The organism is Chryseobacterium arachidis (genome assembly GCF_900129245.1).
GTDB lineage: Bacteria > Bacteroidota > Bacteroidia > Flavobacteriales > Weeksellaceae > Chryseobacterium > Chryseobacterium arachidis.
Genome location: NZ_FQUT01000016.1, coordinates 73,530 through 98,989 on the forward strand (window position 1 = coordinate 73,530; position 25,460 = coordinate 98,989).

The 25,460-nt window shown below is 35.0% G+C and carries 30 protein-coding genes; 14 read left to right on the forward strand and 16 right to left on the reverse strand.

Annotation, left to right across the window (positions count from 1 at the left end; translation table 11 throughout):
• Positions 1 to 302 precede the first annotated feature (302 nt).
• The 10 genes from surE to BUA89_RS20110 all read right to left on the reverse strand — a co-directional run bounded on the left by surE (position 303) and on the right by BUA89_RS20110 (position 8,264).
• Positions 303 to 1,073 carry a 5'/3'-nucleotidase SurE gene (gene surE, locus BUA89_RS20065; protein ID WP_072962992.1) on the reverse strand — a complete coding sequence of 257 codons (771 nt, stop codon included), beginning with the start codon at positions 1,071 to 1,073 and terminating at the stop codon, positions 303 to 305.
• Positions 1,074 to 1,328: 255 nt separating this feature from the next.
• Positions 1,329 to 2,063 carry a DJ-1/PfpI/YhbO family deglycase/protease gene (locus tag BUA89_RS20070; protein WP_228420643.1) on the reverse strand — a complete coding sequence of 245 codons (735 nt, stop codon included), beginning with the start codon at positions 2,061 to 2,063 and terminating at the stop codon, positions 1,329 to 1,331.
• Between the two features lie 128 nt (positions 2,064 to 2,191).
• On the reverse strand, positions 2,192 to 2,926 hold the full coding sequence (locus BUA89_RS20075) for a putative quinol monooxygenase (RefSeq protein ID WP_072962996.1): 735 nt from the start codon (positions 2,924 to 2,926) through the stop codon (positions 2,192 to 2,194).
• A 226-nt stretch (positions 2,927 to 3,152) separates the two neighbouring features.
• Positions 3,153 to 3,968, reverse strand: a complete 816-nt coding sequence (locus BUA89_RS20080) for an alpha/beta fold hydrolase (protein ID WP_083531745.1) — start codon at positions 3,966 to 3,968, stop codon at positions 3,153 to 3,155.
• A gap of 22 nt (positions 3,969 to 3,990) precedes the next feature.
• Positions 3,991 to 4,977, reverse strand: a complete 987-nt coding sequence (locus tag BUA89_RS20085) for an aldo/keto reductase (RefSeq protein ID WP_072962999.1) — start codon at positions 4,975 to 4,977, stop codon at positions 3,991 to 3,993.
• 123 nt (positions 4,978 to 5,100) lie between these two features.
• Positions 5,101 to 5,673, reverse strand: a complete 573-nt coding sequence (locus tag BUA89_RS20090) for a carboxymuconolactone decarboxylase family protein (RefSeq protein ID WP_072963003.1) — start codon at positions 5,671 to 5,673, stop codon at positions 5,101 to 5,103.
• A 5-nt stretch (positions 5,674 to 5,678) separates the two neighbouring features.
• Positions 5,679 to 6,257, reverse strand: coding sequence for a cupin domain-containing protein (locus BUA89_RS20095; RefSeq protein ID WP_072963008.1), 579 nt, complete (start codon positions 6,255 to 6,257; stop codon positions 5,679 to 5,681).
• Positions 6,257 to 6,487 (reverse strand): 2TM domain-containing protein, encoded by a 231-nt coding sequence (locus BUA89_RS20100; RefSeq protein ID WP_178362479.1) that lies wholly within the window; start codon positions 6,485 to 6,487, stop codon positions 6,257 to 6,259. Before BUA89_RS20100 ends, BUA89_RS20095 begins: the two co-directional genes overlap by 1 nt.
• A gap of 151 nt (positions 6,488 to 6,638) precedes the next feature.
• Positions 6,639 to 7,229 carry a Crp/Fnr family transcriptional regulator gene (locus BUA89_RS20105; protein ID WP_072963014.1) on the reverse strand — a complete coding sequence of 197 codons (591 nt, stop codon included), beginning with the start codon at positions 7,227 to 7,229 and terminating at the stop codon, positions 6,639 to 6,641.
• A 12-nt stretch (positions 7,230 to 7,241) separates the two neighbouring features.
• A complete protein-coding gene (locus BUA89_RS20110; RefSeq protein ID WP_072963018.1) occupies positions 7,242 to 8,264 on the reverse strand; it encodes a bestrophin family protein in 1,023 nt (340 codons plus the stop codon).
• A 498-nt stretch (positions 8,265 to 8,762) separates the two neighbouring features.
• Here BUA89_RS20110 and BUA89_RS20115 point away from each other — a divergent pair, with 498 nt between their 5' ends.
• Positions 8,763 to 10,892 (forward strand): carboxy terminal-processing peptidase, encoded by a 2,130-nt coding sequence (locus BUA89_RS20115; protein ID WP_072963021.1) that lies wholly within the window; start codon positions 8,763 to 8,765, stop codon positions 10,890 to 10,892.
• A gap of 66 nt (positions 10,893 to 10,958) precedes the next feature.
• Here BUA89_RS20115 and BUA89_RS20120 read toward each other — a convergent pair whose 3' ends face one another.
• Complete coding sequence (locus BUA89_RS20120; RefSeq protein WP_072963023.1) at positions 10,959 to 11,462, reverse strand: superoxide dismutase family protein; 504 nt, start codon at positions 11,460 to 11,462, stop codon at positions 10,959 to 10,961.
• A gap of 147 nt (positions 11,463 to 11,609) precedes the next feature.
• Between BUA89_RS20120 and BUA89_RS20125 the strand changes: the two genes are divergently transcribed.
• From BUA89_RS20125 to BUA89_RS20165, 9 genes are all read left to right on the forward strand, one after another.
• A complete protein-coding gene (locus tag BUA89_RS20125; RefSeq protein WP_072963026.1) occupies positions 11,610 to 12,512 on the forward strand; it encodes an AraC family transcriptional regulator in 903 nt (300 codons plus the stop codon).
• A 288-nt stretch (positions 12,513 to 12,800) separates the two neighbouring features.
• Entirely contained in the window at positions 12,801 to 15,029 is a 2,229-nt protein-coding gene (locus BUA89_RS20130) for a TonB-dependent receptor (protein WP_072963029.1), read from the forward strand.
• A 145-nt stretch (positions 15,030 to 15,174) separates the two neighbouring features.
• The gene (locus BUA89_RS20135) at positions 15,175 to 15,828 is read left to right on the forward strand and encodes a hypothetical protein (protein WP_072963033.1); all 654 of its coding nucleotides are present in this window, start codon (positions 15,175 to 15,177) and stop codon (positions 15,826 to 15,828) included.
• Between the two features lie 134 nt (positions 15,829 to 15,962).
• Positions 15,963 to 17,279: a 2TM domain-containing protein gene (locus BUA89_RS20140; RefSeq protein ID WP_072963036.1), complete on the forward strand. Its 1,317-nt coding sequence runs from the start codon at positions 15,963 to 15,965 to the stop codon at positions 17,277 to 17,279.
• A gap of 12 nt (positions 17,280 to 17,291) precedes the next feature.
• Positions 17,292 to 17,597 carry a 2TM domain-containing protein gene (locus BUA89_RS20145; RefSeq protein WP_072963039.1) on the forward strand — a complete coding sequence of 102 codons (306 nt, stop codon included), beginning with the start codon at positions 17,292 to 17,294 and terminating at the stop codon, positions 17,595 to 17,597.
• A 64-nt stretch (positions 17,598 to 17,661) separates the two neighbouring features.
• The gene (locus tag BUA89_RS20150) at positions 17,662 to 18,231 is read left to right on the forward strand and encodes a methyltransferase family protein (protein WP_072963044.1); all 570 of its coding nucleotides are present in this window, start codon (positions 17,662 to 17,664) and stop codon (positions 18,229 to 18,231) included.
• 304 nt (positions 18,232 to 18,535) lie between these two features.
• Positions 18,536 to 18,829: a 2TM domain-containing protein gene (locus BUA89_RS20155; protein ID WP_072963047.1), complete on the forward strand. Its 294-nt coding sequence runs from the start codon at positions 18,536 to 18,538 to the stop codon at positions 18,827 to 18,829.
• A gap of 33 nt (positions 18,830 to 18,862) precedes the next feature.
• On the forward strand, positions 18,863 to 19,123 hold the full coding sequence (locus BUA89_RS20160) for a 2TM domain-containing protein (RefSeq protein WP_072963051.1): 261 nt from the start codon (positions 18,863 to 18,865) through the stop codon (positions 19,121 to 19,123).
• Between the two features lie 74 nt (positions 19,124 to 19,197).
• Positions 19,198 to 19,941, forward strand: a complete 744-nt coding sequence (locus BUA89_RS20165; protein WP_083531746.1) for a LytR/AlgR family response regulator transcription factor — start codon at positions 19,198 to 19,200, stop codon at positions 19,939 to 19,941.
• 45 nt (positions 19,942 to 19,986) lie between these two features.
• Here BUA89_RS20165 and BUA89_RS20170 read toward each other — a convergent pair whose 3' ends face one another.
• Positions 19,987 to 20,883 carry a hypothetical protein gene (locus tag BUA89_RS20170; RefSeq protein ID WP_072963055.1) on the reverse strand — a complete coding sequence of 299 codons (897 nt, stop codon included), beginning with the start codon at positions 20,881 to 20,883 and terminating at the stop codon, positions 19,987 to 19,989.
• Positions 20,884 to 20,999: 116 nt separating this feature from the next.
• Between BUA89_RS20170 and BUA89_RS20175 the strand changes: the two genes are divergently transcribed.
• Together BUA89_RS20175 and BUA89_RS20180 are read left to right on the forward strand one after the other, a co-directional pair.
• On the forward strand, positions 21,000 to 21,749 hold the full coding sequence (locus BUA89_RS20175) for a glycine-rich domain-containing protein (RefSeq protein WP_072963059.1): 750 nt from the start codon (positions 21,000 to 21,002) through the stop codon (positions 21,747 to 21,749).
• Positions 21,750 to 21,766: 17 nt separating this feature from the next.
• Positions 21,767 to 22,099, forward strand: a complete 333-nt coding sequence (locus BUA89_RS20180) for a hypothetical protein (RefSeq protein WP_072963062.1) — start codon at positions 21,767 to 21,769, stop codon at positions 22,097 to 22,099.
• A gap of 96 nt (positions 22,100 to 22,195) precedes the next feature.
• On the opposite strand, the gene BUA89_RS20185 is transcribed toward BUA89_RS20180, so the two are convergent.
• The 4 genes from BUA89_RS20185 to BUA89_RS20200 form a co-directional block, all read right to left on the reverse strand.
• Positions 22,196 to 22,396 carry a hypothetical protein gene (locus BUA89_RS20185; RefSeq protein ID WP_072963065.1) on the reverse strand — a complete coding sequence of 67 codons (201 nt, stop codon included), beginning with the start codon at positions 22,394 to 22,396 and terminating at the stop codon, positions 22,196 to 22,198.
• A 127-nt stretch (positions 22,397 to 22,523) separates the two neighbouring features.
• Positions 22,524 to 22,820: a hypothetical protein gene (locus tag BUA89_RS20190; protein ID WP_072963068.1), complete on the reverse strand. Its 297-nt coding sequence runs from the start codon at positions 22,818 to 22,820 to the stop codon at positions 22,524 to 22,526.
• Between the two features lie 152 nt (positions 22,821 to 22,972).
• A complete protein-coding gene (locus tag BUA89_RS20195) occupies positions 22,973 to 23,743 on the reverse strand; it encodes an SDR family oxidoreductase (protein ID WP_072963071.1) in 771 nt (256 codons plus the stop codon).
• 19 nt (positions 23,744 to 23,762) lie between these two features.
• On the reverse strand, positions 23,763 to 24,518 hold the full coding sequence (locus BUA89_RS20200; protein ID WP_072963074.1) for an SDR family NAD(P)-dependent oxidoreductase: 756 nt from the start codon (positions 24,516 to 24,518) through the stop codon (positions 23,763 to 23,765).
• A 117-nt stretch (positions 24,519 to 24,635) separates the two neighbouring features.
• On the opposite strand from BUA89_RS20200, the gene BUA89_RS20205 reads away from it, so the two are divergent.
• Positions 24,636 to 25,034: a winged helix-turn-helix transcriptional regulator gene (locus tag BUA89_RS20205; RefSeq protein WP_072963078.1), complete on the forward strand. Its 399-nt coding sequence runs from the start codon at positions 24,636 to 24,638 to the stop codon at positions 25,032 to 25,034.
• A 286-nt stretch (positions 25,035 to 25,320) separates the two neighbouring features.
• Positions 25,321 to 25,460 (forward strand): IS1/IS1595 family N-terminal zinc-binding domain-containing protein (locus BUA89_RS23580; RefSeq protein WP_455423254.1); only part of this gene is annotated, 140 nt, incomplete at its 3' end.

Below are 25,460 nucleotides of genomic sequence, written 5' to 3' on the forward strand. Positions count from 1 at the left end.
TGATTTTGCAGATGGCGCAGGTTTTTAAGTATCTATATTAGCGCTCCTAAAATTGACATAGGAAGCTGAAGCGTTAAGAAAATTAAAAATTAATCCGTTAAGAAATTCCCACTGTTTGAAGAGCGACATAAATTCTGAATCGAAGAACTATTGTTCAATTCGCGCAAGTTTTTGGAATTTTAGGTTTAAATTTTAATTTTTAGCATTCAGATTCCAAGTCTTGAATTTTTGGTTCTTTTGTTTCAAGACAAAAGGACATTTAATAAAAAAAGCGCAACATTGTTACGCCTCAATATTTAATTTCAATCAAAATTCATTACTTCTTCCAAAGTGTTCATATATTCGTAAGCGGTTAAATCAAACTTTACCGGAACAATGGAAATGTATCCGTTGGCTAAAGCGGTTTCATCAGCATCCGGAGAATCGTCCATATTGTTAAAATATCCTGTTAGCCAGTAGTATTTTTTGCCGTGAGGATTTACTCTTTCATCGAAGCTTTCTTCCCATTTTGCATGAGCCTGTTTGCAGACTTTTACCCCTTTGATGTCTTCTTTAGCAAGCTTAGGAATGTTTACATTTAATACAATTCCTTTAGGCATAGGATTTTCCAATGTTCTTCTTACAATATTCTGAATATGTTCCTTAGCCTGAGTAAAATCGGCTTCCCAACTGAAATCCAATAGAGAAAATCCAATAGCAGGAAGGTTTTCAACACCTGCTTCAACGGCTGCTGACATCGTTCCTGAATAAATGACATTAATTGAAGAATTCGCTCCGTGATTGATTCCTGAAACCACGATATCCGGTCTTCTTGGCAAGATTTTATCAAGAGCCATTTTCACGCAGTCTACGGGAGTTCCGCTACATGAAAAATCGGTTTGTGGACCTTCAAGATGAACTTCTTCGTAGCTTAAAGTGGAATTGATGGTAATGGCATGACCTTTACCGCTTTGTGGAGAATTGGGTGCTACAACAACAACCTCTCCGATTTCGTTCATAAAACTGACAAGATTTCTGATACCCGGTGCTGTAATTCCGTCGTCATTAGTAACCAGAATAAGTGGTCTTTCCATAAAAAGTATAATTTTGGACAAAAATTTCGTGTAAATTGCTCTATTTTAGATGCTGAATCTGCGAAATTGAAGAAACAGAATTCACACGTATCAAATTTAATTAAAAGTTTTTTAAGTCAAGAATTCATTTCTGAAATTTTAAAATCTATTAATTAAACTTAAAACAAAAAAGAGTAGAAGATTCACTTTTAATCGTAAAATCAACTACTCTCCAATAAACACTTCACACAAAAAGCTTATCGCTTTCTCAATACATTATTTTTTCACCAACCAATTTTCTACGGCTCTTGAAAAATCTGCAACATCGATCGGGTGACGGCTTGTAACAATGTTTCCGTCTGTTACAACAGGCTCATCAACAACTGTTGCACCGGCATTTTTCAAGTCAACCTGAATATTCCAGTAGCCTGTTAATTTTCTACCTTTTAAAATATCGGCAGAAGCCAATACAACCGGAGCGTGACAGATCGCAGCGATCAGTTTTCCTGATTTATTAAAATCCTGAAGGAATTTAATAACATCTTTATCATAACGAAGGTTATCTGGATTCCAGGCTCCACCAGGAATGAATACAGCGTGATAATCATTTACTTTGATCTGATCGGCAGTTTTATCGAATTTAATCCAACCAACAGGCTGCAAATATTGAATGGCCATGATATGGGTTTTAGACATTTCAGGATAAACTAAACCGTATCTTGCAGGAGCTGGATTGAATTTTGGAGCTACGATATCTACCTGAGCGCCCAGTTGTTTGAAGTACCAAACTGGTCCCAATAATTCAATTTCTTCGAAACCATCGGCTGCAATTACCGCGATTCTTTTACCTTTTAAAATGGTTTTATCTTTCACTGGTTTGAAGAAAAAATCTCTCAATGCTTCGTTTCCGGGAGCATTTAAAAGTTGAGAAACTGGCATGTTGACAACAGCAGGTTGAGAAGAAAGCTGATTAACGATTTCTAACTCATTTACTTGGTTTAATTGATTCATTTTTTCTGTTTTAATTCTTGTTTGTGCATTTAGATTTGAGACAGCAAATATTCCAATGATGGATGCTAAAAAGGTTTTGTAAATTGTTTTCATTTTGTTTAGAGTTAATTATTTTTATTAAAATTGTTTTATTCACGAGTTAAAGGGGCGAATTCAATCAGGTTATGAAGTCCTTTTTGAAAAGGCTGTTCTTTGATACTTGTATTTAAATAATCGATAACAGGCTGAATAGGTGGAAATTTCAGATGATATTGAAATGCATCGTCTCCACGAAATTTTTCATAAGTAACAAATTTTGTCGGATCATTTTCAAATTCAGAAAGTTGATAAGTCACAACTCCCGGTTCGCTTCGAAATTGAGGCATCGCAACATGATAAACATCTTTAAATTTTTGTTGCGTCCCTGGTTTTGCATCTACAAACAGCATGATGGTGAGTTGATGATCTTCTTTTCTCGAAGTTCTTCGCCATTCTTCTTTTGAAAGTGGTTCAAGATCTTTTACTTTAATGATTGTAATAGGCTGCGTTAAAGCTTTTTTTGATAAAGAATTGATCTTTTTCGCTTGAGAATCTTGAGTAAATATCTCTGATTCTTTCACATTTTTCCATCGTTCGATCAACCATAAAACGAAAGGTTTTTCTTTTTCAAAATAGGCTTCCGACATGATGTTTCCATCTTTTGAAATTGAAGTTTTTACGTAAGAGCTTAATTCTTCTTTAAATTCGTCCAGATATTCTGCTTTTACTTCAAATTTTGTCAGTTTTCCAATGGTTTCTGAGTGTTGAGCTTTTAATATTCCCGAGAAAAGAAATAGAAAAAACAACGAGAAAAGGAGAGGTGAGATTTTGATTATTTTAATCATAATTTCGGTTTTAAAAAGTTAATGATTAATGTGTTTTAAATTGAATTATTTGAGTTAGTTTTCTGATATTCAATTTTATATTACAAATTTACCGAGGTGCGCGTTGCTGTGAAAGGACGGGAATCACTAAAAACGTGTGACGAGAATCACAAACAACCGTTTAATTCAATTGTAAAAGAAACAACCAACCGTAGTTTTGATCGGTTGCTTCTCTTTATTGGATTAATTATTGCCCGATCTTGATTAATAAATCCGAAACATCATTCGGTTTCGACAGGAAAGGAGAGTGACTTGTATTCACTTCATAAACTTTCGAAATTCCCGCTTTTGCGATCATCTGATTTTGGAAATTTGGAGAAATCACAATATCCTGAAGTGTTTTAATATAAACTTTTTGAACGCTTCCGAAGTTTTGAGCAGTTAAAGTCACTTTATTCCCCAACGGAATAGCCGGCTCTGGACGATAATTGTTTAGCACTAAATCTTTTGCCGCCTGTGAACCATCATTAATGAAAAGATGAACTAAATTTTCACTTTTTACATCAAATGTTAACTGATCTGCAGATTGTACTAAAGATCCTCCCAACTGAGAGCCCGGATCCATTTGTGCCAGTTCCCCTAAAGATTGGCCAGATTCCGGTAGAAAGGCACCGATATAAATCAGTTTTTTAATTTTTGATGGAACTTTTTCAGCGACATTGGAAATCACCATTCCTGCCATACTGTGACCAACTAAGATTACTTTTTCATTTGTTTTGTTCATGGCTTCAATTACTTTATTGGCATAAACATCCAGACTTAAAGTATGTGTTGCTGTATTGTCCGAACCGTGTCCCGGCAATTCTACCAAAATTACTTTCTGACCTTGTTTTTCAAGGTTTGCCTTTACGGTATTCCAAACGTAAGGAGCTTGCCACGCGCCGTGAACCAATACATAAGTTTGAGGCGGTACTGTTGTGTTTTCACTGTCATCCGCAGCGCAAGATGAAGACGTGAAGAGTGTGAACACTGCGAGAAGCAGCGTTAAAAACATTGTTTTCATTTTCTATTTTTAAATTATTGTATTAAGAAAGAATTTCTAATTCTTTGTTGATGAAAAGAAGTTCATCTTGAGTAAGATTAATGTCCATAGACTGGGCATTGCTGATGGCTTGTTCGCTGTTTCTTGCACCTGCAAGAACTACTGTAATTCCCGGTTGAAGGGTTGCCCATCTTAGAACCAACTGAGCCAGTGTTGCATTTTTATCTTGGGCTAAAGGTTCTATTTTATTAAGGAAAGCTTTTACTTTTTCAAGATCAAATTGTCCGAAATAGCCGTTTCTGTGATCGTCGGATTTTAAATGTTCTCCTTTAAAATATTTTCCGCTTAATAATCCTCTTTCTAACGGGCTGTAAGCAATTATACCAATATTATTTTCAATCGCGGAAGGAACTATGTCTTTTTCAATCTGACGGTTCAGCATACTGTAAGGTAATTGATTAGATGCTAATCTGATGGTTTTCTGAGCTTCCAACATCTGATCTTTATTGTAATTGCTTACTCCTGCAGCACGAATTTTTCCCTGTTCAATCAATCTTTGCAGAGCTTCCATTGTTTCATCGATCGGAGTGGTAGAATCTGGCCAGTGCAATTGTAAAAGGTCGATATAATCTGTTCCTAAACGTTTTAAACTTTCTTCAGTTTCTTTAATAACATTGGCTTTTGAAGCATATTTGTACAAAGGATAAATTTTACCGTTATCTTCCTGATCCCACATAAAATCTCCTTTTCCTTCATTGCTTCCGTCCCAAACCATTCCAAATTTTGTAAGGATCTGAACTTTCGAACGATCCATATTTTTAATGGTTCTTCCAATTAATTCTTCACTGAATCCTAGTCCGTAAAAAGGTGCGGTATCAATGGTTGTCACTCCAAGATCAATAGATACTCTGATGGCATTTTGGGCTTCATTTTCTTCGGTTCCGCCCCACATTGTTCCACCGATCGCAAAACTTCCGTAAGTAATTGCTGATAATTCGAGATCTGTGTCTCCTAATTTTCTGTATTCCATTTTGTTTTTATTTTTTATGTTACTGTTGTGATCTAATCTTCTGATTGATAAGACAAAATTACTTCTGTAAAAGCTTATAAACGAAGGAGTAAACTCACTAAAAATGTGTGATGAAGATCACATTTACTCACCATTATTTTCAGGAGCGGGAATATCAAATCCATTGAGAATCATGGCTATAAAAGTGTAGCTTCCAATCAGAAAAAAAAGTTCTCCAACCGCTTCTTTTCCTAAAATATCAACAGCATATTTGTAAGTTGAGTTGGAAACAATTTTTCCGTGGGTTAAAGTATGAGCAATATCATAAGTAATGGTTTCCTGTTCATTCAATCCTTCCGGACGAATTCCCGAAGAAAGTGAAGCGACCTGATTTTTAGAAAAGCCAAATGCTTCAGCCATAATTTCATGAACATACAGTTCAAAACGGGCTCCGAATGTACTTCCAACCGTTAAAATGGCAACTTCACGGACTTTTTTATCTAATGTCGCAAATGTATCGAGTGTTCTGATGAAACTTAAGGCCGGAATTCCAAATTGCGGAAAGTGTAACATCGCAGGAAATGGTCCTAATAAAGCCCCTTCTTCATTCATCATAGAGGCTTGCCCCTGACTTTTGGTAATTAAATTTGAAATTTCATCATGCACAAATCGCAATTCTGAATTCAGACTTTCCGGAGGTAGTGGTTGTAAACGCATGATTTTTAGTTTTTAAGGTTAAAATCGTTTGTAAACTGCCCGTCAATCAGTACAAAAGCCATTCGGCAGATTTTCCCTGATCTGTTGGCCCAAGCGTGATTGGTTCCAACCTGAATCACAATATCTCCCGCTTTTATGGTCGTTTCTTCTTGATCTAAAATCATGGTGATTTCGCCTTCCAAAACAATTCCGTAATCCAAAGTTTCTGTGCGGTGCATCAATGGATGTGGAGCACCTTCGGATGAAGTTGAAGCCTTTTCGTCTCCCATAGATTTGAATTTTTCTGCGGCTTCTTTTTCCGTTAAATTTCTGATTTCATCGCCTTCGGGTGGAAATTCTATCACTCTTATTCTTGTTCCGTTTTTGGGTGGAGGTAAGATTAAATGGGCTTCATCGATTTCATCGGGTTGCGGATGAATCAAAACCGGAGTTTCTACCGTATGCCAAACCTCAAAAAATGTTGGGCCACCTTTTCCTCCCACCAAATGTGAATTTATAGTTGAAGAATCATTAATAATAATCGCTTTGCCTTCAGAATCGTGACCTGTCACAACTCTTCTGAATGTTTTTTCCTGAGTTTCCATTATTTCTTGTTTTTTAAATTTTTGAAAAAATAAATTCCTAAAAAATGGAAAATAACTCCAATCATCCAAGCTGGAGTAGACCAAAGCGGCCAGATGTATGTTCTGTCTGTTAAATACCAGATCAGCCAGATCAATGGTGTTGCTAATAAGAAAACCAAAAGGTGAATTCTGAAACCTTTTTCCGGATTGTAATAAGCTGATGTTGAGCTTAAATGTTTTTGATGTGTCATGATGTTTTTATTTTTAGCAAGAGACATTTTTAAATTCAACTTTTAATGATTTTTTAAGTTGTTTTAAAATGTAAATCCTTGCAGTTGTTAATTTTATACTGCAAAGTTGCCAAAGAAAAAGACACTGTACCTGACACAAATGTGTCAAAAATTACTTATGGGCTAATTTTTGACGGATTCGGGTAAGAGTTTGTCTTTCAATCCCTAAGAAACTGCAGAGATGGGATAAAGAAATTCTGTTGAAGATACCCGGATGATGTTTTATAAAATGCAGGTAACGCTCTTCTGCAGACTGAAAAATAAAGCTTTCGATGCGTTCCTGTTGTCTTATTAAAATTTCTTCGGCAACCAATCGTCCGTATTTTTCGATATTGTGGGATTGCTGATACATGGATTGAATATCATCGTAAGACAGACAGGCAAAAGTAGTAGGCTCCAGACACTGTATGGTATAGTGGCTGGGTTTTTGAAAAACAAATGCGGGATAATGGGTTGCATAATCCTGTTCGGCATAGAATCCGACCGTAATTTCATTCCCATGACGGTCGATATAAAAAGAACGGACCAGTCCTTTAGCAATAAAACCGAGCATTTTCTGAACCTTCCCTGATTCCAGAAAAATATCTTTCTTCTTGAGCTCCAAAAAATTAAGTTTAGAAGCAAATAAATCCAGCTCCTGATCTTTAAGTTCCGGACAAAAAGATTGTAAAGATTTCAGATAGATTTCAACGAAGTCTTCCATGGTAATAGAGATTTACAGTAAAATATTATTTTTAGGCTGAATAGGTTTGGGAATATCTTTTTCACCCATCATCTGGAGCAGATCAATTTCAATGGTTCTGCAAATGGAAAGCATCGGAATATCATTTTGTAAGCCTTCAAAAGGATTTTCAGAATAATCACCGATAAGCTCCATAACCACGTAGATAAATCCTACAATAACGCCCACAGGAATGCTTAACCAAATCATCTCATCACCTAATTTAGCAAATTCACCAACAATTCCGAAAGGTAAGAGAAACACAAATATACAGACGAAAACAAAGCTGAAGCTGGCGTATTTCCTTGGAAACGGAAAGTTTTTAATTCGCTCTGCTCTTCCTTGCTCATCATAAAAGCTATTGATAGAAGCCTGCAGCTCGATTTGCTGCATATAATTAATTGAATGCTGATCCAGAAGTTTTTGTATAAGCTGTGTCTGCTGATCCAAAAGCTGTGTTGCAGGATTATTAAACTGCTGCAGTTCCTGTATTTCTTCTTTGGAAATATATCGGAGATAATGAATTTCTTTTAATTCATTTTCAAAATCCTTAAATATTCTGTCCCTTCTTTTTTGATTATAAAAACCAAAAGCTCCGTACAGACTCACATGTTCCCATCGAACCGGTCTTAAAAGCTGTTCCCGCAGCTGATAGAGATAAACAATGTGATTGTGGATAATCTTTTTCCGGATGTTGTCGGTACTTTCATCAGAAACGGAATTTTCTCCCTTTATATTCTTCACCATCGTGCTTAGTTTCCGGCTGTTATTTACCATAGCTCCCCAGATTTTTCTGGCCTCCCAGAGTCTGTCGTAAGATTGATTATTTTTAAAACCAACATAAAAAGCCACCGCAGTACCAATCAATGAAAGCGGAAGCCAGGGAATGGTAATGAATTTCCAGTGTGTAAAATAATACAAAGCTGTCACCGATAGCATCCAAGGAAAAAGCCATAAAAGGTGCTGGCCGGCGAATTTATAAATGTCTTTTAGCGAAAGATTTTTTTTAACGAGCATGGTTAGTATTTTTATTTACGCTGAATTATTCAATAGATTCCGGTCTACATGTAGATTCCGAAAGCTATCAATAATTAGTATATATAAATTTATTAAAAATATGAATGCATCGCTTTTTTAAATTGTAAAATGATAATTAATAAGTTGATGTTTGATGTTAATAAATGGAAAAAATAATTATGGTTAATAATATAGCAAATTTATGTGAGCCATCTGTTCTAAAAATAAATAATCTTAATCGCAAATAACAAAGTCACAAAACAGAAAATAAGATGATGTAATTCTCAGGCAAAAGAATTTTATCCGAAATTTTAATTAAAAAAAACTTAAGATGGAAAATAAATATAATGATGATTGTTTTATAATACTAAATTTGTGCTCAAATCTAACGGATATTTACAAATAAGGTATTAAATTTGATAGTTTGTAACAGGAAATTAAAAATGACTACTAATTTAAAATCCTTTAAAAAAAATAATAAAAATACATTACAGATTTATGTGGAAAAATTTTAAGCTAAATAAATTTTTACTCCTAATTCCATTAACAAGTCTAATGTTTTGTTTCAACTCGCCTAAAAATGATGACGAAAAGATGCAGACGATAATGGTGAGCGTGAAAAATACACTTTCTTACTTACACTACAGCCCAAAACCTATTAATGATGCGTATTCTAAAGATGTTTACAAGCATTATTTCGAATTGGTAGATCCGGGGAAAAGATATTTTCTACAGTCGGATATGGATGAGTTTGGCAAACATGAAACGAAGCTTGATGATTATATCAATCAGGGAGATCTTCAATTTTATAAACTTACAATCGACAGGTTGTACCAAAGAGTAGATGAAATCGATAAAATTACTCAGGATATCTTCAGCAAGCCAATCAATCTTCAGGAAGATGAGACGCTTACACTTGAGCCGAAACTGAAAAAAGTACCTGTCAACAAGCAAGAACAGTACAACGAATGGAAAAAATTCATCAAATACAATATCCTTCAGGAAATTGAATCGATGAACAGCAAAGAAGAAGCTCAGAAAGAGAAAAAAGATTCTGTTCAGAAATACAATTTAAAGGATACGATTAAATATCAGCCTCTTAACCCTGATCAAAAGCTTAAAAAAGCAACCGATGAGGTGAAAGATCTTGTAAAAGAAACATTTACGAGATTTAAAAAGAGAAAGAAAATGGATTGGTTTACGGTGTACATGAATGCTTATACTGAAGTTTTCGATCCGCATACCAACTATTATTCTCCAAAAGATAAAGATGATTTTGATACACAATTCAAAGGAAAAGTAATCGGAATCGGGGCAATTATTCAGGAGAAAAAAGGAAACCTTTATTTAGGCGCTCTTACCATCGGTGCTCCGGCGTGGAAATCGAAGCAGCTTTCTGAAGGAGATAAAATTTTAAAGGTTAAATCTAAACCGAAGGAAGACGCTGTAAACGTTGTAGGCATGCTTTCTGACGAGGCAGTTCGTTTGATCAGAGGTGAAAAAGGAACTCCGGTTACTTTAACGGTTCAGAAAAAAGACGGGACGATCAAAGATGTTACTATGATCCGTGAAGAGGTTGCTATTGAAGATACTTTCGCCAGAAGTATTGTGGTGAATTCTCAAAATGGTAAGAAATATGGTTTCATCAATTTACCAAGCTTCAACGCAGATTTTGAAGATGAAAAAGGAAGAAATGCTTCTGATGACATCAAAAATGAAATCATAAAGCTTAAAGCTCAGGGAATTGAAGGCATTGTTTTAGATTTAAGAAATAACGGAGGAGGTTCATTAACAGAGGTTGGTGACATCATGGGATTGTTCATGAATGCAGGACCTTATGTTCAGGTGAAAGACGGAAACGGGAAAATTCAGACTCTTAAAAATAAGCAGGAAACTCCGATCTGGACGGGTCCTTTAGTAATCATGCAGAACGAGCTTTCCGCTTCCGCTTCAGAAATTCTCGCTGGTGCCATGCAGGACTACGGTAGAGCCATCATCGTAGGTTCACCACAGTCTTTCGGAAAAGGAACGGTTCAGACTTTTGTTGATTTGAACAGATTCTTAAATACAGAAGATGATTTCGGGTCTTTAAAACTTACGATTCAGAAGTTTTACAGAATAACAGGGGAATCTAACCAAAGAAAAGGGATCGTTTCTGACATCCAGATGAAAGATTTCTTCACATATGCCGAGGTGGGTGAAAGATATGACGACTTTGCATTGGCTTGGGACAAAATTCCTACAGCAAATTTCCAGAAACTGAATATTTTCAATATCCAGGCTTTAGAAAAAGCAAGTGCAGACAGAATGGCTAAAAATGCGAAATACCAATTATTGTTGGAATCTGCACAATGGAGAGAACAATTGGATAAAGAAGAGACGATTACACTTAATATCAATAAGTTTAATGACCTAATGAAGCAAAGAAAAATACAGATCGAGAAGTTCAAATCTTTAACTAAGTTTGAAAACGGACTTCAGTTCTCGATGTATCAAAGCGAAATAGAAAGAGAGAAAAAAGACGAAGCTTTCAAGAAAAAATCTGAAATCTGGATCAAAAATCTTAAAAAAGATCTTTACCTTCAGGAGGCAATGAATATTATTGCAGACATGAGTGTAAAGTCTTAAAAAAATAAATAAAAAATGCGGGCTGAATCGAAGATTCAGCCCGCATTTTTATTGAAATAATCCAAATTATTTAATCTCCACACATCCCACTCTTCCTCCGGCATTTCCAGTCGGCTGAGTATGAAAATCGTCTGCCGCAGCATGTACGATAAGTCCTTTTCCGATAATGTTTTTAGATTCATCCGTACACCCAAGGCACCATTTATCAGTCTTGAATGTTAAAGTGGCTACACCATTCTGATCGGCCACCAGGTTTCCGATATCACCCATGTGGAAATGTTCGGCTCCCCATTTTCCATGGTCGTTCTTAGATGGATTCCAGTGTCCTCCGGTTGAGGTTCCGTCTGCTGCCGAGCAGTCACCCTTTTCGTGAATGTGTACCGCATGGATTCCCGGTGTAAGATTCGTTACTTCCAGTTTCATCGTAACATCGTCCCCTTTCTGAGTAAACTTTGCCGTTCCGCCTGTTTGTGTGTTGCTTTTGGCGTTTACAGAATACGTCTTTGTAGTACAGCATGAAGCTGCTAAAAAAGAACATCCCGCCAATAATGCTAATGTTTTGCTTTTCATTTTTAAATGATTTAAAGTGATTGTATGTTAAATTTAAAAAAGATTTTCCGAAACACTTTATGATTCTGTCAGTTTTTTCAGAATAGCAATAAATGGCAAATTTCTTTCCTCCGGACTGAATATCTTTGTACCAAACACTTTTTACCATTGGAAGAATACAAAAAAAGAATAATAAAAGCGATTCAATACATTGATAATAATCTTGATGCGGAACTTTCCTTAGAAAAAGTTGCAGAGATCGCAGCGTATTCACCTTTTCATTTTCACAGGATTTTCAGGCTGATTGTCGGGGAAACTTTACAGAACTATATTATCAGGAAAAGGATCGAAAAAAGTGCCTTTTATTTAGCTTTAAGAAAGAATTTAAGTATAAAAGATATTTATCATCAGTTCGGTTTTTCCAATCATTCGGGTTTTAATAAAACCTTCAAAAAATATTACGGAAAGTCACCCTCGGAATTTCGTAAATTGGCTCCTGAAAATTTTCATAAGATCCAGGCCAAACAAAGCAAGAACGGACAAATCGATACGGTTTTCGACCAATACATTTGCAATATTGAAAACCTATTAAACTGGACAAATATGCATTTAAAAATCAAAGTAACAGCACTTCCCGAAATGAATCTGGCTGCCGTAATGAGCTTAGGAATTGCCAATGTGGAATCTTCTTTCAACACGCTGGTTGATTGGGCCAAAACGGAAAATTTATTTCCAGGAGAGAATGTGAAAATGATTTCTGTTTACCATGACAGCTTTAAAGTTACGCCACCGGACAAAGTAAGGATTCATGCCTGTATGCTTTTGGATGAACCTTTAAAACGACAGCAGGGCGAAGTTTTTCCCGAAATTATAGAAGCCGGAAAATTCATCATCGGAAGCGGTGAAGTCACCTTAAGTGATTTCGAGCAATGCTGGGTTTCTCTTTTTTTATGGATGAAAGAAAATAATTATTCAGTTCGGAAAGCCTTTCCATTTGAAATTTATCACACTAATTTCAAAGAACATCCCGAAGGAAAAATGGCCGTAGATTTCTGTATTCCAATTAATTAAAAATCAATAAGACATGATGAAAATTCGTAAGAATTTTTGACGGGTGGTTAAAAGTTAAAATATTATGCTTGTCATTCTGACGAAGGAAGAATCTATTTTTTGCTAACAGAGATTCTTCACTACATTTCTGAACTCCGTTCGTAGACTTCAGTCTATGTTCAGAATGACAGTCCTTTTTAATCAAAAAAAACAAAAAATTACGACTCAGAATCTAAAATCTACAACTCAGCAACAAAAATTTATCGGCTTCAAAAATTCATTCTACTTTTGAATCGAAATAAAAAAACTATGAAAACAAAATTACTATTTCTAACTACTTTTTTATCATTTGCACTGAGTTTTGCACAGACAAAGATCTCAGGGAAAGTGACTTACAGAAATAAAGGGGTAGGAGAGGTAAATGTTACATTAAAAGATACTTACGATGGAGCAACAACCGATGCGAATGGGAATTTCTCTTTCGAAACATCAGAAAAAGGAAATAAATCCTTGACCTTCACGCATCCAAAATATATCGATGTTGAAAAACCTGTTGTCATCGAAAGCCAGGAAGTTTCTGTAAATACAGAATTAAAAGAACAGATCAATGAAATCGATGCCGTAGTCGTTTCCGCAGGTTCGATCGAAGCGAGTGACAGGAAAAGAGCAACCGCTTTATTGACACCGATTGACATTTATACAACTGCCGGAGCAGACGGACAGATTTCATCGGCATTAACCTATCTTCCCGGAGTTCAGAAAGTAGGCGAAACGGAGGGGCTTTTCATCCGGGGCGGGACCGGGACAGAATCTAAAATCTTTATGGATGGAAGTTTAATAAATAATTATTTCTCAAATTCAGTTCCCGGGATTGCAGGGAGAGACCGTTTCAATACTTCGCTTTTTAAAGGAAATATATTTTCAAGTGGCGGATATTCTGCATTGTACGGACAGGCTCTTTCGGGCGCACTGATGCTGGAAAGTGTTGATCTTCCGGACCAAAGTTCTTATGATTTAGGATTTTCTCCGATATTTTTAAATGCTGGATTTCAGAAATTAAGTGATAATAAGAATTCATCTTTTGGAGCTACTTTGGGCTATTCCAACTTAAAATTGATGCAGGAAGTTTTTAATTTTAATACAAATTTCTCGGAGGCACCACAAGGTTTGAATGCAGATTTTAATTTCAGAATTAAAACAAAATCCGGCGGTTTCTTCAAATACTATGGAATGTACGATTCCAACAGAATGGGAGTAAAAGTGCCAAGCCTGGAACCTGAAAATGATTTTTCTTCGGTTAATTTAAAAGGAAAAAACACCTATCATAATGTATCCTTTAAGCAAAAATTCGGAAAATATTTACTAAATGCAGGAACTTCCTATTCTTTCAACAGGTCGGATCTTGATTTTTCGACACAGAAGAATGATTTGGAAACAGGAAATACAAAATTGCTGTCAGACGGAAATTATATCAATTTCAAAGCGGTTTTAGAAAGAAAAATAAATAAAATCAGTGCATTGCGAGGCGGTTTTGAACTGAATAGCACCAGCGAAAAACTTAACTTCAACGATTTTGTGAACAAACATTATAAAGACTTGATTTCTTCGGCTTTTGTAGAAACAGATTTAGGTTTCAGCAATCAATTATCAGCAAAAATCGGGGTGAGAGCAGAGCATTCTTCTTACCTTGGAAAAAGCAATATCGCTCCCCGTTTTGCTTTAGCTTACCGTTTAGCAAAAGATTGGACAACCTCATTCGCTTACGGACTTTTCTATCAAAATCCAGAAAGCAGATATATCAATGGTCCCGCAAATCTGGATTTTCAGCAGTCACAGCATTATATTTTCCAGATTCAGAGAGCAACGGATGGGAGAAGTTTGAGGCTAGAAGCATTTTACAAAAAGTATGATGATTTATTGAAAGTGAAAAACCTTCCTTACGTTGATGGCCAAAATCAATATGTACAGACCGCCGATAACAACAACGGTTACGGTTATGCGAAAGGAGCAGAGCTATTCTGGAGAGACAAAAAAACGTTTGAAAATATCGATTATTGGATCAGCTATTCGTTTTTAGATTCAAAAAGAGATTTTATGAATTATCCGGTAAGCTTAAAGCCGAATTTCGCTTCAGAACATACAATTTCAGCGGTCGCCAAAAGATTTGTTCCGAAATGGAAAACAGGATTCAATCTTTCCTATACGTATGCAAAAGGTCGTCCTTATTATGATATTGCAACTAACGAAGAATCTCAATATTACGTCAGAAAAGAAGGGAGTTTAAGAGATTACAATGCATTGAATTTCAGTGTGAATTATCTTCCGAATTTAGGTAAAAAAGATGCAAAAGCATTTACGGTTTTGGTTTTAAGTGTTTCCAATATTTTAGGATCAAAAAATGTGTACGGTTATAATTTTTCAATGGATGGGGCAAGGAATTCGGCAGTGGTTCCACCTGTGAATACTTTTGTTTTTGTTGGGGCTTTCATCAGTTTCGGGGTTGATAAGACTCAGGATGCGATTAATAATAATCTTTAAATGAATAATTGTTTAAATTACAAATCGCAAATTTGACGGGACCAAAAGAGAAGGTTAAAAAAAATAGTCACATTTGTAATCTTAGCGAACTTTGTGTTGAATCAAGTTCAATAATAAAATATCAACAATAAAAATTTTAAAAATCATGAAAAAATTAATTTTAAGTTTTGCTTTAAGTATGCTGAGCTTAACTGCTTTTGCACAAAGTCAGTATGAAAAAATAATGACAGAAAAAATCGGAAAGCTGGAAGCCTGCCAATCTTTGGACAAATTCCAGACTTTGGCCAATGATTTCGACAGAATCGGGAAAAAAGAAACCCAACAATGGCAGCCTTCCTATTATGCAGCTTTAGCTTACATTCAGAAAGGAAGAATGCAAATGAGAGACGGAAAAATGAGCGAGCTTTCTGTACAGGCAAATGCGGCAGATAAATATCTTGATCAGGCAGAAAGTATTGCAGGAAAAGATAATTCAGAAATCCATTTATTGAGAAAAATGTCGTATTCTTTGAAAATGATGAAAAATCCGGCAGAAAGATATATGACAGACGGAATGAAAGCAATGGAAGAGCTTAAAAAAGCGGAAACTCTTGATCCTGGCAACCCGAGAGTAGCTTTAATTAAGGCAGAAGACACGTATTTCACTCCGGAACAATACGGGGGAAGCAAAACAAAAGGTTTGGAACAGTTCAAAACTGCGTTAGAAAAATTCAATGCTTTTAAACCAAAAACGGCTGTAGATCCAAATTGGGGAAAATCGGAAGCTGAATACTTTTTAAGCCAGACTCCGGCTAAATAATCAATACCATTTTATAAAACCTTCCTGAATGTGGAGGTTTTTTCGTGCAGTTCAGTTACAAAAAATAACGGTTCGGCAAGAAATAATTTTTAATACTTTTAAGATCGACTAATTTTGGACCAAGAAAATAGATCATGAAACGAAAGAACTTTATTACTTTATGCTGGATTTCGCTGGCGACCTCCCTGTTTTTCTTTTTTGTTTTTACGGAAGAGAAAACGCTGGACAATTTTATGCTTACCATCCTCATATCGTTTATGTATTCTTTTTTGTTGGGAATAGGAAACGGTTTGATTAATGATTTTCTCAATAAAAAGTTTCCCTGGTCTGAAGCGACAACAAAAAGAGCGGTAATAAGCATTATTTCTATTCTGATTGCTAATTTCATTCTGGTCTATTTCTGTAATTATATGAATTTTGTGGTTTTCCAGAAAAGTGCAACCACAGAGGAATATTTTTCAGGAAAATATAATTATATCAACTGGTTCACGATTAATATTGCGCTTCTGATTTCGGCCTTCCTGCATGCCAGAGGTTTTATGGAAGAGCTGAAAAAGACTTCCAAGAAAGAAGTGGTAGAACAGAAATTAATCGCAAAATCGGCAAACGCTCAGTTTGAAAGCTTAAAAAATCAGTTGGATCCACATTTTTTGTTTAATTCATTAAATGTTTTAAGCTCCCTAATCGACGAAAATCCGAAACAGGCACAGAAGTTTACTGCTTCGATGTCGAAGATTTATCGGTATGTTTTGGAACAGAAAGACAAAGAACTGGTAACGGTGGAGGATGAATTAGAATTTGCGAAAACGTATTGTGATCTTTTGAAAACAAGATTTGAGGATAGCGTTGATTTTATTTTTGATGTTGAAAAAGAAGATTTGCGTAGGTTTGTGGTTCCGCTTTCGTTGCAGTTGCTTTTGGAAAACTGTATTAAGCATAATTTTGCAACCTCTGCAAAACCTTTATTCATTAGAATTTTCTCTGAAAATGATACGTTGTGTATTGAAAATAATCTTCAGGTGAGGGAACAGATCAAAGAAAGTTCGGGAATCGGTTTGGCCAATATTGTTCAGCGGTATTCTTTGCTGACGAAACGCAATGTTTTCATCGAAAAATCTGAAGATTATTTTAAAGTAAAGCTTCCGATATTATCGGTTAAGCCTAATGTGGTAAGTGATATAACTGATGATAAAGATAAAGCTTACGAAAGAGCACAGAAGAGGGTAAAAGAGATCAAAAGTTTCTATGGGAACTTAATTTCATACTGCATTGTCATCCCTTTTTTAATTATCATTAATTTGATAACAAGTCCTGATAACATCTGGTTCTTTTTCCCGATGCTGGGCTGGGGAATAGGGGTCGTAGCACACGGAATGAGCGTTTTTGCGATCGGTAAAAACTGGGAAGAAAGAAAAATAAGAGAAATTTTAGAAAAACGAAACAAACAATAAAACGATAATAACATGGAAAATATCAGTAAAGACGATATCAGATACAAAGAGGCAGAAAGACAGGTAAAAAGGATTAAACAATTCTACATTTTTGTTTTCATCTATATTGTGGTCAATATTTTTATTTTATTCTTGAATTTCAGAGAATTAAAGCCTGGTGAAACCATCTGGCAGCTGAAATATTTTTCGCTTCCGTTGTTTTGGGGAATTGCGGTTGTTATTCATGCAATGAGAACATTTATTCCGGGTTTTATGCTGGGAAGTAACTGGGAAGAGAAAAAAATCAAAGAACTGATGGAAAAAGAAAAACAACAGTAAAAACAATTGGGCTGAGATGAAAAATACCGATCATTTTAGCCTTTTTACTTTTAAAATATCAGCGATGAAAACATTACAAATTATCTTTACAGTTTCCATGTTTGCATGGTTTCTCAGTGAAATTCTTTATAAAAACATATTGAAATCCAACCCAAAAGATAAAAAAGGCAAGGATAAATCTACCTTAAATCTCCTGTGGTTGGCCATTCCTTTTTCAGTTGCAAGCTCGGTTACAGTTTCCTATCTTATAAAGTTTCCCATTTCAAATGAGGTCTGGATCTATTATCTGGGGGTGATTTTTATCTATATAGGGATTGTCTTAAGGTTTATTATAATCAAATCTTTAGGAAAATATTTTACGGTTGATGTCACGATTCGTGAAAATCATCAAATAAAAAAAGAAGGTTTTTACAAATATCTGAGACATCCGTCGTACGCTTTTTCTTTATTGACTTCTCTCGGGCTAGGATTATATCTAAACAATTGGCTGTCATTGGTTTTGGCTTTTGTCCCGCCGTTTATTGCTTTCAGTTACAGAATTACAGTTGAAGAACGTGCCTTGGTTGAACAATTCGGAGAAGAATATTTGGAATACAGAAGGAAAACGAAGAAGTTAATTCCTTTTGTTTATTAATGAAGTCAAAAATAGCCTCAAACATCTGTGCAATCTGCTATATCTGCGCGAAAAATAATACAATGTCAGGGAAATCTATTTAAATACAAATAATAGATTCTTCACTACACTGCCGCTTCGTTTTGAATGACAAATTGATTAAATTAAAAAAAACCAAAAATCCCGATTCTCCATTGAGTCGGGATTTTTACAATTCAGTATCCATATTCTACGGTTCGGTAATATAAAATTGATTTGGGGGAATGTCTTGCCATACATTTGTATCAACAAAAACAAACAACTTAACCTTTTAAAAATAAATACAATGGAAACCTATACAAACAACGAAGAATTAGCATACAGAAAAGCTACCAGAAGAGTAAAAGAACTGAAAGGATTTTATGGTAATCTGACGTCTTACTGTTTGGTAATTCCTTTTTTATTGGTTTTAAATCTTTTAACTTCTCCGGATCATTTATGGTTTTTCTGGCCGATGTTAGGATGGGGAATTGGTCTAATTGCACATGGAGTGACTACTTTCGGAATCGGGAAATCTTGGGAAGAAAGAAAGATCAGAGAACTGATGGAGGAGGAAAGAAAAAACTCAAAAACACTTTAATCAATAAATAATAACTTTTTAAAAATTAATACAATGGACTACAATCAGGCACAACAAAGAGTAAACGATTTAAAGAAATTTTACAAAAGCCTTTTATGGTTTGGCATCGTTGCAGTGATTATTTTTGCGGATGATTTTTATGAAAAAGGGGCCTTCGATTTTTCACTTTGGGACGGATCGATCATTCTGACAATCTGGGGAATTATCCTTACCGTAAAAGCCGTAAAATTATTTGTTCTGGATTCCGACTGGGAAAGAGATGTGATTGAAAGGGAAATGAGAAAAGCAAAATAAAGATTTAGATTTTAAAAGCTGATAACTTTTGAGTATTTTTATTTCTGAATTTTACATTTAAAAACTGATAATTGATGATAAAAACAGTCATTATAGAAGATGAAAAACCAGCTTCAAGGAAAATAGAAAGAATGCTTAGCGAGTTTCCTGATATTGAAATTGTTGCAAAAATAGAATCGGTAGAAGAAGGAGTAGAGTGGTTCTCCAACAACGAGCACCCACAGCTTATTTTTTCGGATATCGTTTTGGGAGACGGTTTATCTTTCGATATTTTCGAAAAAGTGCCTACAAAAGGTTTCATTATCTATACGACTGCTTTTGATCAGTATACTTTAAAAGCTTTTAAATTAAACAGCATTGATTATCTGTTAAAACCCATTTTAGATGAAGATCTGGCGGCGGCAATTGAGAAGTTTAAATCATTTTTACCTTCAGAAAATTCTGTCAGTTCTCAGGAAATTAAGCAGTTAATTAAAAAGGAAAAAACAACCCTTTCCAGAATTCTGGTGAAAATAGGATATAATCTGAAAATTGTTCAGACTCATGAAGTAAGCTGTTTTTTCAGTGAAAATAAAATTGTTTACCTGCAGACTCAGGAAAGAACATTTCCTTCGGATTTCACATTGGATGAGCTGGAAGATGTCTTGGATGTAAAAAAGTTTTTCCGGGCAAACAGACAGTTTATTATCAATTCGGATTATATCAAAAATATTCATACTTCACCGAATTATAAAGTCGAACTGGAGTTTCAGCCGGCGGAAGAAATCACTGTCAGCCGGGATCGCGTGAAAGATTTTAAAGATTGGCTGGTAAGCTAAGAACTCAAGTCTATCAACCATCAAATACAAGCCATCAACACATAATTATTTATAATCAATTCTGTTAGCTTCTGTATCTTCAAGTTGTTTTACAATTGATTTTGGAATCTCGTCGCTGTCAATAGGGTAGCTTATGGAATCGGGAATAAATGTTTTTCGGTCTGCCTTCTGGAAGATCTCGAACAGGGCGATCGGCTCTTGATTAAAACTAATACACGTACTTATAAAATGCAATTCATGGAGCTTGTATTCTGGATTTTTAAGCTTTTCCTTGATATCTTTTATTTTTGAGATAAAATGTCTCTGGCGAATAAATGTATTGCTGTTCATGATGATGAAAACATAATCTGAATAGGCAGTCACTTTCCCGAAATATTTATGACGGTCACCACCGCTTCTTTCGATGAAATATTCACCGGAAGTCTCAGATTTGTAGATTTCTGTTGCGGAACGCCAGATTCGGTCTTCTTTGGCCTGCAAAGGATTATCCGGAAGATTTCTGTTGTAGGAATACCAACAGCCAACCAGTTTGTCAAGCAAATCTGTATTCTGTTTTACGTTATCCATATTAATTCTCAAATCATTAAAATTGAATGATTCTGTATTGGAATTGATAAATTCGATATAATTGGAATATCCTAAAGATTTGACAATCAGACTTAATTTTGCCAGATTGGGTTTGCTTAAAACAGCATTTTCGTTCTGATAATATTTTTTTAATTTATTGATGATCAGATGTTCATATAAGTAATTGGAGCCTAAGAGATCGGGCTCTTTTTTTATTCCTTTTTGCTGATGATCGTTGATGATTAAATCATTAAGCTCAGCAACGATATATGACCATTCTGTTTTTGAAACATCTTCCCAATGATTTTTCTTCAAAAAATGCAGACTTAAGAAATTCATTAATTTCTCTAAATGCAGAACATCTTCCTTTTTCATCTATATTTTAATTTGTAAGACTAATATAAGATTTTTTTAAAACTAAAAAATACTATTGCGAGACTTTTATATTCTAAAATCAATAGAAATTTGAATAGAAACTAAAAGTTAAAACAATGGAAACAAAAATCTTATTACAGAATGATCCACTTTGGAACAGACTTCAAAGTTTTTCATTAGATAGTCTGAATGCTGATTTTCCTTTTTCAAAAAAATTGGCAAAAGAAGAAAACTGGACAGAAAATTTTACGGCAAAAGCAATAGAAGAGTACAAAAAATTCGTTTATCTGTGTTGTACTTTACCCAATGGAGCTTCACCAAGTGAAATTGTAGACAAAGTTTGGCATATGCATTTGATTTACACTCAAAATTATTGGGAAGAATTTTGCTCCAACATCTTGCAGCAAAAGCTTCATCATCATCCTTCAAAAGGAGGGTTTGTAGAAAAAATCAAACATGAAAACTGGCTTGAAGATACTTTGAAAAATTATCAGGAAACATTTCAGCAACAACCTCCGGAAGATATCTGGAAACCGACTCAAATTCCTTCAAAAAAGAAAAAAATATTGCCTTTTGTTAAAATTTTTCTTCTTTTAAGCAGTTCTTTGATGATTTATTCCTGTACGGAAAACAATAACGGAGGTTGGGGAATATTCTTGACTCTTATTTTGATCTTCGTGCTGATTGTAGTCATTATAAAAGCATTCAGAACAAATAATGAATCCAATAAAAGCAATAATGATAACGGAAGTGATGGCGGATTTTTTTACACCTGCGGAAGCGACAGTTCTCACGGCGACGGAGGTTCCAGTTGCAGCAGTTCCTGCGGAAGTGGATGCGGTGGTTGCGGAGGCGGAGGAGATTAAACCAAAATACTGGACAAATGAAAAAAATTCTTATCCACACAATTCCAATGATAATAAGTCTGATATGGCTTATTGAAATCAACCATACTTTGGATCCGATTTCTTTGAAAGGACCTCATTTTCTCAAATTCTATTTAATTCTGGTCTTCGGACTTTACGCTTCTATCTTCACTCTAAAATTATTCAAGGAAAGAGTTTCAAAAACAACTTTTTATTTCATGATTTCTATTTTTCTTTTGGGAGTTGTAAAGCTGTTCAGAGGGATTTTCTTGGGAAAACCTGTAGGGTTTTTAATGATAATCTTAATATTGGAACTGATTGTAATACTGTTCATTAATTATCTAAAATAAACCATAAAATGAAGTAAAAAATCTCACATTTCTTCTATAAAACAAACCCGAAACAAAGCTGCTTCGGGATTATATTTTAAATGTATGATTTTATAACTACTCTTTTTTCTTCTCCCCATTTGTTCCGTATTTTTCTACAGCAATGTAAGTGAAAGCAACTAAAATAATACTCAATAGAAGATGAGCTTTTTCAGGGTTTATGATGGCCTGGTAAAGGTTATAGCCAAAAACTGATGATACCAATACAATTAAAATCTTGTTGGTGATCGCGTATCGATTTTTTAAAGTAGTTTTCATATGAATATTTTTAAATTGTTATTTATCAAGTAAGTATAACAATCCGAAATATGTTACAGAAAAATTTTGCATGTTCATTTTTTTAGCAATAGAAAACCCGAAAAAAAAATTCTCCGGGTTTCAATTTTTATCTTCTAAAAGGCTTGTTCATGGCGACATTTCTGCCTTTGTGAAAATCTCCTCTCTGATATTGTGCATACTGTTCTCTTGAAAGAATTCTTCTCAGTTTCGCGTCGTATTCTCTTGCGGTCAGTCTTTGTTTTGATAAAGAAAAGATCTCTCTTTCTTGTCGAGGAGATAATTTCAGCCTTCCGAAATCGTTTTGACGATATTCTACTTTATCATTTCTGAAACCTTCCTGTCTGTATTGTGCATTGGCAGCGAATGCGATAAATAAACCAGCTGCTAAAACTAACTTTTTCATAATAATCAAATTTTAGGATTTATATTCTGTTTTGTTTTTGTTACTTTAGAATAAACAATACATATGCCTGAAATAGCCATAAATAAAGGCTTATAGAAGTATAAGCCTTTTTTATAGATGAATATGGAAGTTTTGCCGACAAACGTCAAAAATTATTTCATAAGAAAAAGATTCGTAAGACCTCCGTCTGCCAGAATTTCGGTTCCTACAATAAAAGATGATTCGTCCGAAGCCAGAAATACAGCCGTATTTCCTATTTCAGAGGGAAGTCCTTGTCTTCCGATAGGAGTCACGTCGATCCAGGCTTGTTTTACCTGTTCCAGTTGTTCTTCCGGAACCAGTTTTCCAAAAACAGGAGTATCGATAGAGCCGGGAGATAATGCATTTACACGTATTTTCTTGGGTAATAAATCGTAAGAAAGCCCTTTTGCTAATGAAATAATTGCTGATTTCGCAGCACCATAAACTGTCATTCCAGGAGCTGCACGATGCGCCGCACTTGAGGCAATTAAAATAACCGATGCTCCTTCATTAAGATAAGGTAAAGCTTTTTGCACGGAAAAATAAGAGCTTTTCAAATTTAAATCCATGTATTTGTCGTAGGCTTCTTCTGACATATTTTCGATACTATCCAGCGCAATTCCATCCACAACGCCTCCTGCATTTACGACTAAAACATCAATTTTACCGAATTTTTCAGCTGTTTTCCTGAAAATGTTTTCTAAATCATTAAGATTGGTCACATCACCTTTTATTCCTATAAACTCTGATCCTAATGCTTCTACAGAACTGTTTAATGTTGCTTCATTTCTTCCGGTGATGGTTCCGACTGCGCCTTCGTTTTTAAAAGCTTCTGCAATTCCGAATCCGATACCGCTGTTTCCACCGGTGATAACGGCAACTTTATTTTTTAATCTGCCCATGGGTTAATTTTTAAACTCATTATAAACCATAAATTCCACCAGAAACGGCAATTTGCTCTCCCGTAATCCATCCTGCGTCATCAGAAGCGATAAATACGGCAACTTTAGCAATATCTTCCGGTTGTCCGCTTCGTCCTAATGGAGTCGTGGCAATCAGCTTTGCTTCAAATTCACTTCCGATAAAACCGGCACTGCGAGAACCCTCCGTTTCCACAACGCCTGGTAGAATAGAATTGATTCTAATATTTCTACCTGAAAATTCTTTTGACAGAGCCACCGTAAAAGCATCTAAAGCGGTTTTTGTCGCAGAATAAACCGAGCCGGTAGGAAGGGGAGTCCTACTCACTCCGGAACTGATATTGATAATGTTTCCTCCTTTTTCGCCAAATAACTTTAAAGCGGATTGAATCGCAAAAACAGAACCCAAAACATTGATGTTGAATTGCTGATGAAATGTTTCTGCAGAAACCTGCTCAATAGGTTCGTAGTTGTAAATTCCTGCATTATTGACCAAAATATCCAGCGTTCCGAAAGCATTTTTAGTTTCGTCAAAAAGTCTTATCACTTCTTCCTGCTTTGAAACATCGCCCTGTACTGCAATCGCAGTTCCGCCAGAATTTATAATTTCCTGTACTACTTTTTCTGCGTCTGTCTTGCTTGATGCATAGTTTACGACTACTTTTGCCCCTTCAGCTGCAAAATGTTTTGCGATGGAAGCACCAATTCCTTTAGAGGCACCTGTAATAACGGCTACTTTATTTTCTAATTTGCTCATTGTTTTTTTATTTAAAACTGTGAAGCAAAATTATCACAATAAAATTTATTTTAGTAACTTTGTTACGAAAAGTAACAGTAACAACGGGGTAACGTTGTTACCTAAAAGTAACTGATTATGAGTTGTCAACCCTTACGAACAGAAGAGCACAAGAAAGAAATTATGGCAGTTCAGGATTCTATGGATGTGCTGAACGGAAAATGGAAAATATCCATTATTTCATCAATCTGCTATTACAATAAAAGAAGGTTTTCTGATATTTTAAATGACGTGACAGGAATTTCCAATAAAATGTTGAGCAAAGAACTGAAAGAATTAGAAATCAATAAACTCATTAAAAGAACGGTTTTGGATACTCAACCAATCACTGTTCAGTACGAACTCACGCAACACGGAAAATCTTTGCAGACGATCATTAATAATCTGAAAGACTGGGGAATAAAGCACAGAAAGGAAATCATAGGAAATACTTCTGAACCCATTGAAGAAAATGCTTTGGCTGAAAATACGATTTAAAATTTTATGATTCTATTATTTTTTAAGCGCAAAGTTTTAAATGAACTTTAGATATTACTTTTTAGAAAGCAAAGGCAAATAAATTTGCTTCGCAAAGCTTGAAAACATCGCTTCATCAAATCAACTTGTTGATTCTTCTTTGCTCACTTAAATAACAGAGTCTTTAAATAAAATCTTTGCGTCAAAAAAATGAATGATAATTTTTAAATATTTAGGTCAAATTCAGATAAAATCGAAAATTAGAAATGGTATTGTTAAATTAAAATATATTTCATAAATTAGTTTTATGAAATGTTATAAATGTCAATCAGAGAATAAGGTTAAAGCTGGATTTACAAGAGGCTTACAAAGATATAAGTGCAAAGATTGTGGTTGCTATTTTAGTGTTGAAAGTAAATCTGATGTAAAAAGTCTTGAACAAAGGAG

What these genes read in the sequence shown, in the direction of transcription:
- surE (WP_072962992.1), bottom strand. Translation starts at nt 1,073, where the DNA reads ATGGAAAGACCACTTATTCTGGTTACTAATGACGACGGAATTACAGCA.
- BUA89_RS20070 (WP_228420643.1), bottom strand. Translation starts at nt 2,063, where the DNA reads ATGAATCAATTAAACCAAGTAAATGAGTTAGAAATCGTTAATCAGCTT.
- BUA89_RS20075 (WP_072962996.1), bottom strand. Translation starts at nt 2,926, where the DNA reads ATGATTAAAATAATCAAAATCTCACCTCTCCTTTTCTCGTTGTTTTTT.
- BUA89_RS20080 (WP_083531745.1), bottom strand. Translation starts at nt 3,968, where the DNA reads ATGAAAACAATGTTTTTAACGCTGCTTCTCGCAGTGTTCACACTCTTC.
- BUA89_RS20085 (WP_072962999.1), bottom strand. Translation starts at nt 4,977, where the DNA reads ATGGAATACAGAAAATTAGGAGACACAGATCTCGAATTATCAGCAATT.
- BUA89_RS20090 (WP_072963003.1), bottom strand. Translation starts at nt 5,673, where the DNA reads ATGCGTTTACAACCACTACCTCCGGAAAGTCTGAATTCAGAATTGCGA.
- BUA89_RS20095 (WP_072963008.1), bottom strand. Translation starts at nt 6,257, where the DNA reads ATGGAAACTCAGGAAAAAACATTCAGAAGAGTTGTGACAGGTCACGAT.
- BUA89_RS20100 (WP_178362479.1), bottom strand. Translation starts at nt 6,487, where the DNA reads ATGACACATCAAAAACATTTAAGCTCAACATCAGCTTATTACAATCCG.
- BUA89_RS20105 (WP_072963014.1), bottom strand. Translation starts at nt 7,229, where the DNA reads ATGGAAGACTTCGTTGAAATCTATCTGAAATCTTTACAATCTTTTTGT.
- BUA89_RS20110 (WP_072963018.1), bottom strand. Translation starts at nt 8,264, where the DNA reads ATGCTCGTTAAAAAAAATCTTTCGCTAAAAGACATTTATAAATTCGCC.
- BUA89_RS20115 (WP_072963021.1), top strand. Translation starts at nt 8,763, where the DNA reads ATGTGGAAAAATTTTAAGCTAAATAAATTTTTACTCCTAATTCCATTA.
- BUA89_RS20120 (WP_072963023.1), bottom strand. Translation starts at nt 11,462, where the DNA reads ATGAAAAGCAAAACATTAGCATTATTGGCGGGATGTTCTTTTTTAGCA.
- BUA89_RS20130 (WP_072963029.1), top strand. Translation starts at nt 12,801, where the DNA reads ATGAAAACAAAATTACTATTTCTAACTACTTTTTTATCATTTGCACTG.
- BUA89_RS20135 (WP_072963033.1), top strand. Translation starts at nt 15,175, where the DNA reads ATGAAAAAATTAATTTTAAGTTTTGCTTTAAGTATGCTGAGCTTAACT.
- BUA89_RS20140 (WP_072963036.1), top strand. Translation starts at nt 15,963, where the DNA reads ATGAAACGAAAGAACTTTATTACTTTATGCTGGATTTCGCTGGCGACC.
- BUA89_RS20145 (WP_072963039.1), top strand. Translation starts at nt 17,292, where the DNA reads ATGGAAAATATCAGTAAAGACGATATCAGATACAAAGAGGCAGAAAGA.
- BUA89_RS20150 (WP_072963044.1), top strand. Translation starts at nt 17,662, where the DNA reads ATGAAAACATTACAAATTATCTTTACAGTTTCCATGTTTGCATGGTTT.
- BUA89_RS20155 (WP_072963047.1), top strand. Translation starts at nt 18,536, where the DNA reads ATGGAAACCTATACAAACAACGAAGAATTAGCATACAGAAAAGCTACC.
- BUA89_RS20160 (WP_072963051.1), top strand. Translation starts at nt 18,863, where the DNA reads ATGGACTACAATCAGGCACAACAAAGAGTAAACGATTTAAAGAAATTT.
- BUA89_RS20165 (WP_083531746.1), top strand. Translation starts at nt 19,198, where the DNA reads ATGATAAAAACAGTCATTATAGAAGATGAAAAACCAGCTTCAAGGAAA.
- BUA89_RS20170 (WP_072963055.1), bottom strand. Translation starts at nt 20,883, where the DNA reads ATGAAAAAGGAAGATGTTCTGCATTTAGAGAAATTAATGAATTTCTTA.
- BUA89_RS20175 (WP_072963059.1), top strand. Translation starts at nt 21,000, where the DNA reads ATGGAAACAAAAATCTTATTACAGAATGATCCACTTTGGAACAGACTT.
- BUA89_RS20180 (WP_072963062.1), top strand. Translation starts at nt 21,767, where the DNA reads ATGAAAAAAATTCTTATCCACACAATTCCAATGATAATAAGTCTGATA.
- BUA89_RS20185 (WP_072963065.1), bottom strand. Translation starts at nt 22,396, where the DNA reads ATGAAAACTACTTTAAAAAATCGATACGCGATCACCAACAAGATTTTA.
- BUA89_RS20190 (WP_072963068.1), bottom strand. Translation starts at nt 22,820, where the DNA reads ATGAAAAAGTTAGTTTTAGCAGCTGGTTTATTTATCGCATTCGCTGCC.
- BUA89_RS20195 (WP_072963071.1), bottom strand. Translation starts at nt 23,743, where the DNA reads ATGGGCAGATTAAAAAATAAAGTTGCCGTTATCACCGGTGGAAACAGC.
- BUA89_RS20200 (WP_072963074.1), bottom strand. Translation starts at nt 24,518, where the DNA reads ATGAGCAAATTAGAAAATAAAGTAGCCGTTATTACAGGTGCCTCTAAA.
- BUA89_RS20205 (WP_072963078.1), top strand. Translation starts at nt 24,636, where the DNA reads ATGAGTTGTCAACCCTTACGAACAGAAGAGCACAAGAAAGAAATTATG.